Consider the following 13,262-nt stretch of genomic DNA (forward strand, 5'->3'; position numbering starts at 1 on the left):
ATCCTCCCTTCTCTCGCGCCCGAAGCTACTGAACCGGCCGGGGACCGGTCCCGCTCTCCTTGTCCACCAGCATGCGGAGCTGGAACTTCTGGATTTTGCCGCTGGCGGTCCGGGGGAGTTCCGGAAACAGTTCCACGCGCTCCGGCCAGTACTGCTTGGCGACGCCCTTCTCGGCGAGAAAGCCGCGCAGCTTCTCCAGGTCCAGGTGGGCGCCGGGGTTCAGCACAAGGCAGGCGCAAGCGCGTTCCTGAAGTCGCGGATCGGGGACCGCGACCACGGCGACCGCTTCGACGTCCGGGTGTTCGTAAAGGACGTTCTCCACGTACGCGACCGGGATGTTCTCGCCGCCGCGGATGATCACGTCCTTGGTGCGGCCGGCGATGCGGAGGTAGCCGTCGGCGTCGATGGTCGCGAGATCGCCGGTGTCGAACCAATCGCCGGTGAAACTCTCGCGGGCCAGTTCGAGCCGTTCCGCGTAGCCGGCGAACAGGAACGGCCCGGCGACCTGCAGCCGGCCTTCGGCGCCTGGCGGCAATTCGGTCCCGTCCGCGTCGACGGTCCGGATCCGCATCCCCGGCCACGGATAGCCGTCGGTGTCGATCAGCTTGTCGTCCGGATCGCCGGGGATGCCGAGCGTGACCAGCGCGTCCTCGCTCTGTCCCCAGCCGCCGAGCACGACCAGACCGGGCAGCTTCCGCCGTGCCTGCCGCACGAGCGCGCGGGGGATCGGTGCGCCCATGCAGCAGAACCGTTGCAGGGAACTGAGATCGTGGTCGGCGAGGTTCGGCGCGGACAGCAGATCGTGCAGGAACGGCGTGGCGGCGGAGGTGTAGGTGATGCCGTGTTCGGCGACCAGTTCCACGAATCGCGCGGCATCCCATACGTCCTGCAGCACGCAGGTCGCGCCGTTCTGCACGCCGAGCCTCGCGCCGTAAAGGAAACCGGTGAGATGCGCGAGCGTCGACGCCATGTGCAGGACGCTGTCGGAAGTGATGCCGAGCCGGTCGGGGAGCGGGTTGTTCGCGGCGACGGCCGTGTTGTGCGTGTGCATCACGCCCTTGGGCTCGCCGGTGGTGCCGGAGGTGAAGATCAGCAGGGTGACGTCGTTGGGATCAGGCCGCCACGACGGCAGCTCCCGCCGCTCTTCCCAGGGCGTCGCGGCGAACTTGTCCCAGGACGACCCGACCACCAGCACGTGCTCCAGTTCCGGCCACCGCGGACGGAGCCGCTCCGCCATCGCCGGGTAGTCGAAACCGCGGAATTCCCGCGGCACCACCAGGACTTTCGACTTCGCGAGCGCGACCATGAAGCCGACCTCGCGGTCGCGATAGATCGGGATGAGCGGATTGCTGACCGCGCCGATCCGGCTCGCCGCGTAGTGCACGACGATCCACTCGATCCGGTTCGGCAGCTGGAAAGACACGACGTCGCCGGGCCGGACGCCCAGTTCCAGCAGCCCGAGCGCGCACCGGTCGACCTCCCGTTTGAGCTGGCCGAACGTGACGCTGCGCCGCGAATCGACGAACGCGGTCTTGTCCGGCGTGGCCGCCGCGGCGTCGTCGAGGTAGTCGGTGATGATGCGGTTGACCCAGTACCCGGCGCGGGTGTGGGCCTCGATCGTCTCGTCGTTGAGAATCGTCGCGAACATGGCGGGCTCCGGGTCAGCTCATGGTGAGGCCGCCGCTGACGCTGACGGTCTGGCCGGTGACGTAGGCGGCCTCGTCGGAGGCCAGGAAGGCGACCACGTTCGCGATGTCGGACGGCTGCGCGAGCCGCCGGAACGGGATGGCTTTCGTCAGTGCTTCGCGCAGCTTCGGGTTGTCGCCGCCGAGCGAGGCGAACAACGCGGTGTCCGCGGGGCCAGGACAGACGACGTTGGCGTTGACCGTGTTGCGGGCCAATTCCCGGGCGATCGACTTCGTGAACGCGATGACGCCGCCCTTCGCCGCCGAGTACACCGCCTCGCCCGACGAGCCGACGCGACCGGCATCGGACGCGATGGTGACCACGGAGCCGAAACCCTGCTCGACCATCACCGGCAGCACCTCGCGGCAGGTATTGAGCACACCGTAGAGGTTGATCTGCACGACGCGGTCCCAATCGGCGCGATCGGATTCCACGAACGGGCCCGCCTTGTCCCAGCCTGCGTTGTTGACCAGCGCATCGATCCGGCCGAACTGCGCGCGAACCTGCTCGACCGCGGCGGCGACGGACTCGGGGGAGGTGACGTCGGTCTGGACGCCGAGCCCGCCGATCGCGGCCGCGGTTTCCTTCGCGGTGGTCTCGTTGATGTCGCTGACCACGACGGTCGCGCCCTCGGCGGCCAGCTTCTCGGCGATGCCGCGGCCGATTCCCTGGCCCGCGCCGGTGACGATGATTACTTTGTCTTTCAGCATGGTTTCTCCATCAGGGTGCGTAGGCGCGGCCGAGGAGGTTGCGCGCGATGACGAGCTTCGACACCTGCGCGGTGCCGTCGCCGATTTCGAGGCCGATCACGTCGCGAAGCCGCTGCCCGACCGGGCTTTCGCTGGAATACCCGAGGTGCCCGAAGGTCAGCAGGCACTGGTGGATGGTCTCGGCGGCGAGCTTCGGCGCCCAGAACTTCGCCATCGCCGCCTCGGTGCTGTGCTCGACTTCGTTGTCCTTGCGCCACAACGCCTCGTAACAGACATGCCGGGCTCCGCGCAGGTAAGTCGCCTGCTCAGCGAGCGGGAACGCGACGCCCTGGAAGGTGCCGATCGGGCTGCCGAACGCCTCGCGGTCGCGGGACCACTGCAACGCCTCGTCGAGCGAAACCTGCGCTGCGCCAAGGCAGGCGAGCCCGATGATCGCGCGGGAGTAGTCGAAACCCTGCATCACCGAGACGAAGCCCTGTCCTTCTCCGCCGACCAAGGCATCCTTCGGGACGGGCAGTCCGTCGAAGTGCAGTGAAGCGCGGCCGATCGCCCGGCTGCCGAGGTCGTCGAACGCCGCCCGCGAGACATACGCGTCGTCCAGTTCGACCCAGAACGCGCTGACGCCGCGGGCACCGGGACCGCCGGTGCGGGCGAGCACGAGCGCGACGTCGGCGGACATGCCCAGCGTGATCGACGTTTTCTCGCCGGTGAGCCGCCAGCCGTCGCCGTCCGGTTCAGCCTTCATCTCCAGCTTCGCGGCGTCGGTGCCGTGCCCGGGTTCGGTGATGCAGAACGCGGGCACGACCTCGCCGGACGCGATCGGCGGCAGCCACGCCGCCTGCTGCTCCTCGGTCGCGTTGCGGGTGAGGATGTCGCTGACCAGCGCGCTGACGATGATCAGGTAGGCCGCGTTGAAGTCGCCGTGCGCGACCTCCTCGGCGGCCATCCCGGCGACGACCGCGCTGGCCTCCTGGCCGCCGTGGCGTTCCGGGATGCGCAGGCCGGTCAGGCCCATCGAGGCCAGGTCCGCGACGAGCTGGGGCCGCAGCTTCGCCGCCTTGTCGTCGGATTGGTAGTGCGGCGCAAGGACTTTCGCCGCGAATCGGCGCAGCTCTCGCCGGTAGGAGTCCTCGTCGCCGGTGAAGGTGAAATCCATGGTCAGTGCCAGTTCACGTGCGAGACGAAGTCCGGCTTGCGCTTCTCCGCAAACGCTTGCGCACCCTCCAAGCCCTCCGGCGAGGCAGTGAACAGGTCGAGCGCGGACATGGCCAAATTGGACAGTCCGGCCTGGTGGTCGGTGTCCGCGTTGAAGGACTGCTTGAGAAAACGCAGTGCGGTCGGGCTTTTCTCGGCTGCTTCGCCGGCCCACGCCTTGGCGGTCTTGAGCAGTTCGCCCGGCGGGACGACGGCGTTGACCAGACCCATCCGCTCCGCCTCGGCCGCGTCGTACTGGCGGCAGAAGAACCAGATCTCGCGCGCCTTCTTCTCGCCGACGACCCGCGCGAGATACGCCGAGCCGAACCCGGCGTCGAACGACCCGACCCGCGGACCGGCCTGGCCGAACCGCGCGGTCTCGCTGGCGATCGTGACGTCGCACAGGACGTGCAGCACGTGCCCGCCGCCGACCGCGACGCCGTTGACCGCGGCGATCACCGGCTTCGGGATGTCGCGGATGAGCTTGTGCAGGTTGCCGATCTCGAACATGCCGCTCTCGGTCGGGCCGTAGTCGCCGGTCTCCGCCCGCTGCTTGACGTCGCCGCCGGTGCAGAACGCCTTCTCGCCGGTGCCGGTGAGGATCACCGCCTGCACGTGCTTGTCCGCCCACGCCAAGCGGAACGCCTTGATCAGCTCGTCGACTGTCCGCCCGCGGAAGGCGTTGTAGCGCTCCGGCCGGTCGATCGTGACGACCGCGGCCGGACCGTCGATCTCGTACCGGATGTCCTCGAACTCCATCGTTCGCTCCCGTCTGTCGTCTGACCACCGTGACAAAATTTGACTGTTGAGTCAAGAGTTGAATCCATGGTCAACCGGTAGGCTTCTGGGGCAGCGAAGGATGTGGAGGAACGAGATGGCCGCGGTGAAGCCGCCGTCCGAGCGCGTGCGGCGCAAACGGGGCAAGCGGATCCAGGAGATCCTGACGGCGGCGGCCGAACTGTTCGGCGAACGCGGCTACGACGCGGTGAGCCTGGAGCACGTCGCCGAGCGCCTGGACGTCACGAAGGGCTCGCTGTACTACTACTTCTCCAGCAAGGACGAGCTGGGCACAGCGGCGATCGAGACGCTCGGCGACGAGTGGACGGCCCGGCTGGAGCACCTGCTCGACCGCACCGAGGGCCCGCCGGAAACCCGGCTGCGCGCGTTGATCCACGAACACGTCACGATCGCGGTCAACGACTATCCGGCGGCGTTGCGGCTGTTCCTGATGCCGCGCGAATGGCCGAGCGCGCAACGCGAACGCATCAAGGAACTCCGCCGTCGCCACGACGCGCTTTTCCGCGCGCTGATCGAAGAAGGCCTGGCGAGCGGCGAGTTCACCGTCACCAGCGTCGACACCGTGCTGCAGTGCATGCATGCCGCGATGAGCCAGGCGCCGACATGGTGCGGTGAACTGCCGTCCGCCGCGCGCGGTAAAGCGGTGGACGAGGTGGCCGACACGTTGATGGCGCTCGTCCACATCGGACAGCTCGGACAGCTCGGACAGCTCGGACGGTGAGCTAGAGGCGGCGCGGGGCCTCGATGCCGAGCAACGCCAAGCCCTGCACGAGCGTGCGCGAGGTGAGCGTCGCCAGCTGTACCCGCGAAGCGCGCAGCTCCGGCGTTTCTGCGATCAGCACCGGGCACTGTTCGTAGAAGCGCGAGAAGGTGACTGCGGTGTCGTACAGGTACGTACACAGCTTGTGCGGCGCGTACGCGGATGTCGCCGCGCTGATCGCTTCGCTGAACCGCAGCAGCGTCAGCGCGAGCGCGCGTTCCGCCGGTTCCTGAAGCAGGATGGGCGCGTCTTCGGTGGGTTCTCCGGCTTTGGCGAGGATCGACTCGATCCGCGCGTGCGCGTATTGCAGGTAGACGGACGTGTTGCCGTCCTTGGCGAGCATGCGGTCCCAGTCGAACACGTAGTCGCGTTCGCGGTCGCTGGAAAGGTCGGCGTACTTCACCGCGCCGATCCCGACCGCGCGCGCGACTTCCTGCTGCTCTTCCTCGCTGAGTTCACTGCGCTCGGCAACGACTTCGCCAGCCTGCGCGACCGCTTCGCCGAGCAGGCTGGCGAGCTTGATCGTCTCGCCGGCGCGGGTGCGGATCACCTTGCCGTCCGCGCCGAGGATCGAGCCGAACCCGATGTGCTCGGCGTGCACGCCGTCGAGCCAGCCCGCGGCGCGGGACACCGCGAAGACCATCGCGAAGTGCTGTGCCTGCGGGGTGCCGACGACGTAGAGCAGGTCGGTCGCGCCGCGTTCGGCGGTCCAGTACCGGGCGGTGGCGAGGTCGGTGGCCGCGTAGCCGTAGCCGCCGTCGCGCTTGCGGACGATCAGCGGGAGCCGGTCGCCCTCGCGGTTGGTGAAGCCCTCGGGGAACACGCAGACCGCGCCGTCGCTGATCTCGGTGAGCCCGTCGGCTTCGAGTTCGTCGACGACCTCGCCCAGGTACGGGTTGTAGAAGCTCTCGCCGTAGATGTCGTCGTCGGTGAGCGTGATGCCGAGCTGGCGGTAGACCGCGTTGAAATGCCTTGTCGACTCGTCGACGAGCTCCTGCCAGAAGGCGAGCGTTTCCGGGTCGCCGCCCTGGAGTTTCACGACGCGCTCGCGGGAACGGTTCGCGAAGGTCTCGTCGGCGTCGAACTTCCGGCGCGCGGCCTGGTAGAACGCGTTGAGGTCGCTGCGGTCGCCGGACGGTTCGTCGAGGTGGTGCTCGATGAGCATGCCGAACGGCGTGCCCCAGTCGCCGAGGTGGTTGTGCGGCAGCACTTCGTGCCCGGCGAAGCGCAGCAGCCTGGTGATCGCGTCGCCGATCACGGTGGAACGCAGGTGCCCGACGTGCATTTCCTTGGCGACGTTGGGACTGCTGTAGTCGAGCGCGACCCGGCGCGGCTGCTCGGCCTCGGCCACGCCGAGCCGGTCGTCGTGCAACTGCCCGGCGACGCGCTGCTCAAGCCATTCGCGGCGCAGCACGAAGTTCAGGAATCCGGGCCCGGCGATCTCCGGCTGGTCGGCGACCCCGTCCAGCTCCAGGTTCTCGACGATCCCGGCCGCGACCTCGCGCGGCGGCGTGCCGAGCCGTTTGCCGAGGCTCATCGCCAGATTGCACTGGTAGTCGACACCGTCGCGAGTGGACACCGCGATGAGCGCCGCGGACGGGTCGAGGTCGACGTCGAACGCACGGCGGACCGCGGCCACCACGCGTCGGGCCAGTTCCTCACTCACCTCGGGCTCGCGCACGGTGTCCCTCCTTCGCCTAGTCGATCGCTGAAGCCTACCGACCGCGCGCGAACGGGTTCACCGCAGTTCGCTGCCCTTCGTTTCGGGCATCCGGAGGATCACGAAGAACGCGATCGCCGCCCCGGCGGCGACGTACCAGAAGAAGGCGGTGGCAGCGCCCGCCGCGGACAACGCGCTGAGCACGAGCGGCGCGGTCCCGCCGAACACGGCGACGGTCAGGTTGTACCAAGCGCCGATGCCGAGCCCGCGGAGTTCGGTCGGGAAGAGCTCGCTCATGATCGCCGGGGCGAGCGAGGTCATCGCGGTGTAGAGCGCGAGGCCGACGCAGAACACGATGAGCAGGTTCCCGAACCCGGGCCGCACGAGAGAGGAGAGGGGGACGATGACGAGTGCCGTCGCCCCGGACCAGACCAGCAGCTGAGGCCGCCGTCCGACCCGGTCGGCGAGGGCTCCCATCGGGTACTGGAGGACGACGAAGAGCGCGGTCGCGATGGAAAGCGCGAGGAAGGTGTCGACGTCGTTCGCGCCGCGCCCCTTGACGGCGAAGGAGGTCAGGGCGCTGAAGAAGGTGTAGTAGCACAGCGTCGAGAGCATCGAGAACCCGATGAGCTGCCCGACCGCCTTCGGATGCTGAGTGACCGTGGTGAGCAACGGCCGCCGCACCTGTCGCGCGGTCTCCTTTTTCTCGTGGTACAGCTCGGTTTCCGCGAGACTGCGGCGCAGCCACAGCCCGACCAGCCCGAGTACCCCGCCGAGCAGGAACGGAATCCGCCAGCCGAACGAGCTGAGATGCGCCTTGTCCATCGTGCGGGCGAGCACGAACCCGAGCACCGTCGCGATGAGCACCGCGGACCCGGTGGAGATGTAGAAGAAGGAGGAGTACCGCCCCCGCCGCTCCTTGGGCGCGACCTCGCCGAGGTACGCCGAAGCGTTGGAAACCTCGCCGCCGAGCGAAAGCCCCTGCGCGATCCGCGCGAGCAGAAGGAGAATCGGAGCGAGCCACCCGACCTGCGCGAACGTGGGCAGGAGCCCGATCGCGACCGACCCGCCCGCCATCAGCGAAATGGTGAGAATCATGGCGGGCTTGCGCCCGTGCACGTCGGCGAACCGTCCCAGCAGCACGCCGCCGAGCGGCCGGAAGAAGAACGCGAGCGCGTAGGTGGCGAACGTGTTGATGAGGGCGAGCGTTTCGTTGCCGGGAGGGAAGAACGCGCCGGCGAAGTAGATGCTGAAGGTCGCGTAGATCGTCCAGTCGAACCACTCGAGCGCATTGCCCGCACTGGCGGCGAACAACTTCCGCACCGGCAGCCGGTGCCGGGCGACGCCTTCGGTCGTAGAACCGGCCATCGGGCAACCTCCACACGTCCGCACGGGTGGAACGGGACTTTGCCAGAAATGCCCGGAGATCGGTAGATCTCGGCCAAGAGTGGCGGTTGGTGCTTGTCCCACTGCGGTCCGTGATGCGGTTGGCGGCGCGGGATCGCTTTCGCCGCACAGACATCGTGCGGTCACGACGGGACGGCGGCTCGCCTTGCGCCAGGCGCCCGGTTGCCATGCCGATCCGGGGATGCGCTCGTCCGGGCTGGCTCCGCCGCTTCCCGCGCACCGGCCGCGGGCAGCCCGACCTGCCTGAACCGGCCCAGTGCCTTGCCCGCCGGATCGCCCGGTGCGCACCGCGAACCCGCGCTGGAACCGGTTATCTCACAACCCGAAGCCGAGAGGCCTGTTTCCGAACCCGGAGTGCCTCGGCCGCACCTCCGCCGCCCCAGCGATCTCCGGTGTGCTCAGTGCGGAGCGGTACCGCCTCGGGGCTCTGCTTTCAGGAGCGCGAGGAGTCCGGGAAACCTCTTCTCGACGTCCGCGCGTCGCAGCCGGATGCCCTTGCGGTTGCCGTAGTCGATCTCGTCGATGAGGCCCGCCTCGCGAAGGACCCGGAAGTGGTGGGTCTGGGTCTGCTTCGAAATCGGAAGATTGAACGAGTTGCAGCCCCGTTCGCTGTCGCCGCGGTCGGCGGCCAATTCCGTCATCACCGAACGGCGGTGCTCGTCGGCGAGAGCGCGAAGCACCGCACCCAGATCCAGCGCATCGGCCTCCGGCCCGGCCTGCTTCGTCCCGGCCACGCGATACCTCCTTCAGGTACGACTTGCATCGTACCTCAGGGAGATGCTGTACTCAGGTACGAATTTGATCTTACCTTGACCCGGCCGCGCGGTGCCTCCGCTCATGGAGACCCGGCCCAGTAGCCGGACTCCGGGTCATCGACACTCCGAGAGGTCATCGTCATGACGAAGCGCGAGGTGCTGATAGTCGGCGCCGGAATCGCCGGGCCCGCACTCGCATACTGGCTGGCCCGGCAGGGATACCGGCCGACGGTCGTCGAACATGCCCGGCAGCTGCGCTCCGGCGGCAGCGCGGTCGTCGTCAAGGGGCCCGCGATCCCGGTCGCCGAGCGCATGGGCATCCTCCCGCAGCTCCGCGGGCTCGCCACGCGCACCCGGTCGCTGACCCTGCTCGACCCCGGCGGCAAGCGAATCCTGCGGCTCCCGCTCGCCTCGGACGAGTCTCCGGCGGTCGAGGTGACCCGAGCCGACCTGTCCGAGGTCCTCCACCAGCCGGCGCGGTCCGAGGCCGAGTTCTTGTTCGACGACACGGTCACCGCTCTCGACCAGGACAGAGGCGGGGTCGACGTCACCTTTCGGCGGTCCGCGCCACGGCGCTTCGACTTGGTAGCCGGTGCGGACGGGATGCACTCCGCGGTGCGACGCCTGGTCTTCGGACCCGAGCGGCAGTTCGTGAGCGATCTGGGTCTGTACGGCGCGACCGTCCCGTTGGAACCCGACGCCATCGAGGACCCGAACGAGATGACGATGCTGACCGTGCCGAACCGGATGCTGGTCGTTCACCCCTCGCGGACCACCCCGCTCGCGATCTTCACTTTCCGGGCCGCGCAGCCAGCACCCCACGACCGCAAGAACATCGCACTGCACAAGCAGACGGTGGCCGGCGCCTACGCCGACGTGCGGTGGCGCGCACCGGAACTCGTGGCGGCGTACCTCGACCACCCGGCTCCGTTCTTCGACCCCCTGACCACCGTCCGGATGCCCTCGTGGTCCCGCGGACGGGTCGTACTGCTCGGGGACGCGGCGGGAGCGACAGCCCTGCTGGGCGACGGGTCCAGTATGGCGATGGCGGGCGCCTACGCCCTCGCGGACGAACTCGCCGCCCATCCAGGCGATCACGCCCGCGCCTTCGCTGCCTACGAGTCGCGACTCCGCCGTGAAGTGGGCCCACGGCAACGACGCGTCGGCCTGGTCTCCCGGCTCATGGTGCCCCGTACCCGGCCGGGCCTGGTGGTGCGCAACACGGTGGCTNGGTGGCTCGCGCAGCCGGTCGCACGAGCCGGTTCACCGCTCGCGAAGCCGCGAACCGGTAGACCGGGTCCGCGGAGACCGGTCACCCGGCAGGTGCGCGGCTCCGCGGCAGCTCTCAGCCGGGTCGACGCCGCCATGGCCGACGACCCGGCTGGGCCGCACGCAGGCCAGAGCGTGGCCGATGCTGCCTGCGGCGACGCCGGGGGTTTCCTTGCGCGTCGGCCAGTTCTCCTTGTGCCGCGGCAAATTCAGCCTCGCCGACCGGCCGCCTGATTTCGTACTCGTCGGCGCGGTCGTTCATCAGGCATTCGACGAAGACGGTCTGCTCGACGGGATGCCCCGCTGTCGGCGACATCGCGACCAGATACCCGCGGCATGCGCGCGGCTGCACTGTCGGCGTCTTCCCGAGTTGCCTGCCACCCTGCTGAGCAGCAACTCCGCCTGATGGCGGCGAATACGCGACGATCGAACGCAAGAGCCTGCCAGCAACACAACACCGGTCTGCTCGACTCAGCCCGCCGCACGTACCCACCAGCCGCAGACCCCGGCCAATCAAGCCCGGCCGTCTGCCCACCAGTCACGCCGCGCGCCGGTCGTGACCGAGCCGACCTGCCCGACCCCGCCCGGCGCACCTGACGACCAGCCGCGGATCCCCGCGAACTCGAGCCGCCGAGTCGCCGATTCAGCCCCGGCGCATCCAGTCGCCGATTCAGTCCCGGCGCGCCCAGTCGCCGATTCAGTCCCGGCGCGCCCAGTCGCCGATTCAGTCCCGGCGCGCCCAGTCGCTGATTGCGCCCCGCCACTCAGCCGTCGATTCCGCCCAGTTCGTCCACTGACCGGCCGCCGAAGCTCGGCGCACCTGCCGACCAGTCGCCGCCCCGGCCAGGCAAAGCCGCTCCGGCTCACCACCGAACCCGGCGCACCTCAAGCCGTACTGGCCAACGCGAACGGCAACACCCCCTCCGCCCCGGCCCGCCGCAGCAGCCGCGCCGCCAGCGTCATCGTCCAGCCGGTGTCGATCAGATCGTCCACCAGCAGCACCGGCCCGCGCGCCTGCGCGACGCTCGCGGCCACGTCCTCCGGCAGGCTCAACCTCCGCCACAGATCAGCCAGCCGCTGCGCGCTGTTCGCCTGCCGCGGCGGCGGCCCGGCCGACGCCAGCTCTCCCAGATAGTCCAGCCGGCCGATCGCCGACAGCCGCAGTGCGAGGCTGTCCACCAGTTGCGGCCGCGTCGCCGACGGGATCGCCACCACCGCCACCGGACGTTGCGCCCACTGCCACCCCGCGAGCACCTTCACGCACGCGTCGAAAACCGAGTCGGGGACCTCGGCGTCCGGCGCGCCCGGGCCGAGCAGTTCGCGCAGCCGGCCGCCCCAGCCCACGTCCGTGAGCCGGCCCAGCACCTGTCCCGGCTCGGCCTGTTCCTCGGTCTTGATCCGGCCCGACAGCGGCACGTCGAGCCCTTTCATCCCGCTCGGCCACTGTTTGCGCGGCGCGACCTCGACCCCGGGCCGGTCCAGCCGTTCCCGCGTGGCACCCGCGATTTCGTCGGACACCGCCGTGCTCCAGTGCTGCCCGGTGCAGTTGTCGCACCGGCCGCACGGCGCTGCCTCCGGATCGTCGAGCTGCCGCCGCAAATACTCCATCCGGCATTCGCCGGTGCGGATGTACCCGAGCATCGCCTCCTGCTCGGCCGCCCGCGCGACACCGACGCGCTCGTACCGTTCCCGGTCGTACTCCCACGGCTGGCCGGTGCTCTCCCAGCCGCCGCGCACCCGGCGCACCGCACCGTCCACATCGAGCACTTTCAGCACCATCTCCAGCCGAGACCGGGAAAGCTCGACCGACGGCTCCAGCGCGGCTGTCGAAAGTGGACGGTCGGCGTACGCGAGCGCGTTGAGCACCTGCGTGACCCGCAGCTCGTCCGGGAACGCCAGCGACCCGAAGTACGCCCAGATCGCCTTGTCCTCGCGCCCGGGCAGCAGCACCACCTCGGCCCGTTCGACGCCGCGACCGGCACGGCCGACCTGCTGGTAGTAGGCGATCGGCGACGACGGCGCGCCGAGGTGCACCACGAACCCGAGGTCCGGCTTGTCGAACCCCATCCCGAGCGCCGACGTCGCCACCAGCGCCTTGACCCGGTTCTCCAGCAGGTCGTCCTCCGCGGCCTGGCGGTCGGCCGGATCGGTCTTCCCGGTGTAGGCGGCCACCGGATAGCCGCGGTCGGACAGCAGCGCGGTGACGTCGTGCGCGGCGGCGACGGTGAGCGTGTAGATGATGCCCGACCCCGGCAGCTCCGCCAGGTGCTCGGCGAGCCAGGCCAGCCGCGCCTCGTCGCTGGGCAGTTCGGCCACTGCCAGGCGCAGGCTTTCCCGGTCGAGCGGACCGCGCAGGACGAGCGTGTCCGTCTCGCCGCCGATGCCGAGCTGCTCGGCGACGTCCGTGGCCACCCGGTCGTTCGCGGTCGCGGTGGTGGCCAGCACCGGCACGCCGTCGGGCAGGTCGCCCAGCAGCGTGCGCAGCCGCCGGTAGTCCGGCCGGAAGTCGTGGCCCCAGTCGGAAATGCAGTGCGCCTCGTCCACCACCAGCAGGCCGGCGCCGACGGTGAGCTTCGGCAGCACGCTGTCGCGGAAGTCCGGGTTGTTGAGCCGTTCCGGGCTGACCAGCAGCACGTCCACCTCTCCCGCGGCCACCGACGCCTGGACCTGGTCCCACTCCTGCGCGTTCGCCGAGTTGATGGTGGCCGCGTGGATCCCCGCCCTGGCGGCGGCGGAGATCTGGTTGCGCATCAGGGCGAGCAGCGGCGACACGATGACCGTCGGTCCCGCTCCCCGTTCCCGCAGCAGCGCGGTGGCGAGGAAGTACACGGCCGACTTCCCCCAGCCGGTGCGCTGCACGACGAGCGCGCGCCGGTGGTGCGCGACCAGTGCCTCGATGGCGGTCCACTGGTCCTCTCGGAGGGCGGCGTTGTCCCCGGCGAGCGCCCGGAGCAGGGTCTCCGCGCGGGTCCGGAGGTCTGGGGTGGTATCGGTGGTGTCCACGTCCCCCGGTCTACCCCATG

At 69.6% G+C, this 13,262-nt stretch carries 10 protein-coding genes; 2 read left to right on the plus strand and 8 right to left on the minus strand.

All coding sequences use genetic code 11. The features are described from left to right. Nucleotides 1–25 precede the first annotated feature (25 nt). The 4 genes from A4R44_RS26320 to A4R44_RS26335 are packed head-to-tail and all read right to left on the minus strand — an operon-like array spanning nucleotide 26 to nucleotide 4,349. The gene (locus tag A4R44_RS26320; RefSeq protein WP_067586193.1) at nucleotides 26–1,648 is read right to left on the minus strand and encodes an AMP-binding protein; all 1,623 of its coding nucleotides are present in this window, start codon (nucleotides 1,646–1,648) and stop codon (nucleotides 26–28) included. A gap of 13 nt (nucleotides 1,649–1,661) precedes the next feature. After that, the gene (locus A4R44_RS26325; protein WP_067586196.1) at nucleotides 1,662–2,396 is read right to left on the minus strand and encodes an SDR family NAD(P)-dependent oxidoreductase; all 735 of its coding nucleotides are present in this window, start codon (nucleotides 2,394–2,396) and stop codon (nucleotides 1,662–1,664) included. 10 nt (nucleotides 2,397–2,406) lie between these two features. Then, complete coding sequence (locus A4R44_RS26330; RefSeq protein WP_067586199.1) at nucleotides 2,407–3,552, minus strand: acyl-CoA dehydrogenase family protein; 1,146 nt, start codon at nucleotides 3,550–3,552, stop codon at nucleotides 2,407–2,409. Between the two features lie 2 nt (nucleotides 3,553–3,554). Then, the gene (locus A4R44_RS26335) at nucleotides 3,555–4,349 is read right to left on the minus strand and encodes an enoyl-CoA hydratase-related protein (RefSeq protein WP_067586202.1); all 795 of its coding nucleotides are present in this window, start codon (nucleotides 4,347–4,349) and stop codon (nucleotides 3,555–3,557) included. 115 nt (nucleotides 4,350–4,464) lie between these two features. Here A4R44_RS26335 and A4R44_RS26340 point away from each other — a divergent pair, with 115 nt between their 5' ends. After that, nucleotides 4,465–5,109: a TetR/AcrR family transcriptional regulator gene (locus tag A4R44_RS26340; protein WP_095213608.1), complete on the plus strand. Its 645-nt coding sequence runs from the start codon at nucleotides 4,465–4,467 to the stop codon at nucleotides 5,107–5,109. 1 nt (nucleotide 5,110) lies between these two features. Here the strand turns inward: A4R44_RS26340 and argS are convergent, their stop codons facing one another. The 3 genes from argS to A4R44_RS26355 all read right to left on the minus strand — a co-directional run bounded on the left by argS (nucleotide 5,111) and on the right by A4R44_RS26355 (nucleotide 8,949). Further along, the gene (gene argS, locus A4R44_RS26345; RefSeq protein ID WP_067586208.1) at nucleotides 5,111–6,829 is read right to left on the minus strand and encodes an arginine--tRNA ligase; all 1,719 of its coding nucleotides are present in this window, start codon (nucleotides 6,827–6,829) and stop codon (nucleotides 5,111–5,113) included. A 57-nt stretch (nucleotides 6,830–6,886) separates the two neighbouring features. Continuing rightward, the gene (locus A4R44_RS26350; RefSeq protein ID WP_067586211.1) at nucleotides 6,887–8,176 is read right to left on the minus strand and encodes an MFS transporter; all 1,290 of its coding nucleotides are present in this window, start codon (nucleotides 8,174–8,176) and stop codon (nucleotides 6,887–6,889) included. A 437-nt stretch (nucleotides 8,177–8,613) separates the two neighbouring features. Next, nucleotides 8,614–8,949, minus strand: coding sequence for a helix-turn-helix transcriptional regulator (locus A4R44_RS26355; RefSeq protein WP_067586214.1), 336 nt, complete (start codon nucleotides 8,947–8,949; stop codon nucleotides 8,614–8,616). A gap of 162 nt (nucleotides 8,950–9,111) precedes the next feature. On the opposite strand from A4R44_RS26355, the gene A4R44_RS26360 reads away from it, so the two are divergent. After that, entirely contained in the window at nucleotides 9,112–10,473 is a 1,362-nt protein-coding gene (locus A4R44_RS26360; RefSeq protein WP_107648887.1) for an FAD-dependent monooxygenase, read from the plus strand. Nucleotides 10,474–11,124: 651 nt separating this feature from the next. On the opposite strand, the gene A4R44_RS26365 is transcribed toward A4R44_RS26360, so the two are convergent. Beyond that, nucleotides 11,125–13,242 (minus strand): RecQ family ATP-dependent DNA helicase, encoded by a 2,118-nt coding sequence (locus tag A4R44_RS26365; protein ID WP_067586217.1) that lies wholly within the window; start codon nucleotides 13,240–13,242, stop codon nucleotides 11,125–11,127. Nucleotides 13,243–13,262: the final 20 nt, after the last annotated feature.

Origin of the sequence: Amycolatopsis sp. M39, from assembly GCF_001651785.1 — a bacterium.
GTDB lineage: Bacteria > Actinomycetota > Actinomycetes > Mycobacteriales > Pseudonocardiaceae > Amycolatopsis > Amycolatopsis rubida.

Bases quoted from the DNA above. Each gene is read 5' to 3' on its own strand.
- A4R44_RS26350 (WP_067586211.1), bottom strand. From the start codon at position 8,176: ATGGCCGGTTCTACGACCGAAGGCGTCGCCCGGCACCGGCTGCCGGTG.
- A4R44_RS26330 (WP_067586199.1), bottom strand. From the start codon at position 3,552: ATGGATTTCACCTTCACCGGCGACGAGGACTCCTACCGGCGAGAGCTG.
- A4R44_RS26340 (WP_095213608.1), top strand. From the start codon at position 4,465: ATGGCCGCGGTGAAGCCGCCGTCCGAGCGCGTGCGGCGCAAACGGGGC.
- A4R44_RS26325 (WP_067586196.1), bottom strand. From the start codon at position 2,396: ATGCTGAAAGACAAAGTAATCATCGTCACCGGCGCGGGCCAGGGAATC.
- A4R44_RS26335 (WP_067586202.1), bottom strand. From the start codon at position 4,349: ATGGAGTTCGAGGACATCCGGTACGAGATCGACGGTCCGGCCGCGGTC.
- A4R44_RS26320 (WP_067586193.1), bottom strand. From the start codon at position 1,648: ATGTTCGCGACGATTCTCAACGACGAGACGATCGAGGCCCACACCCGC.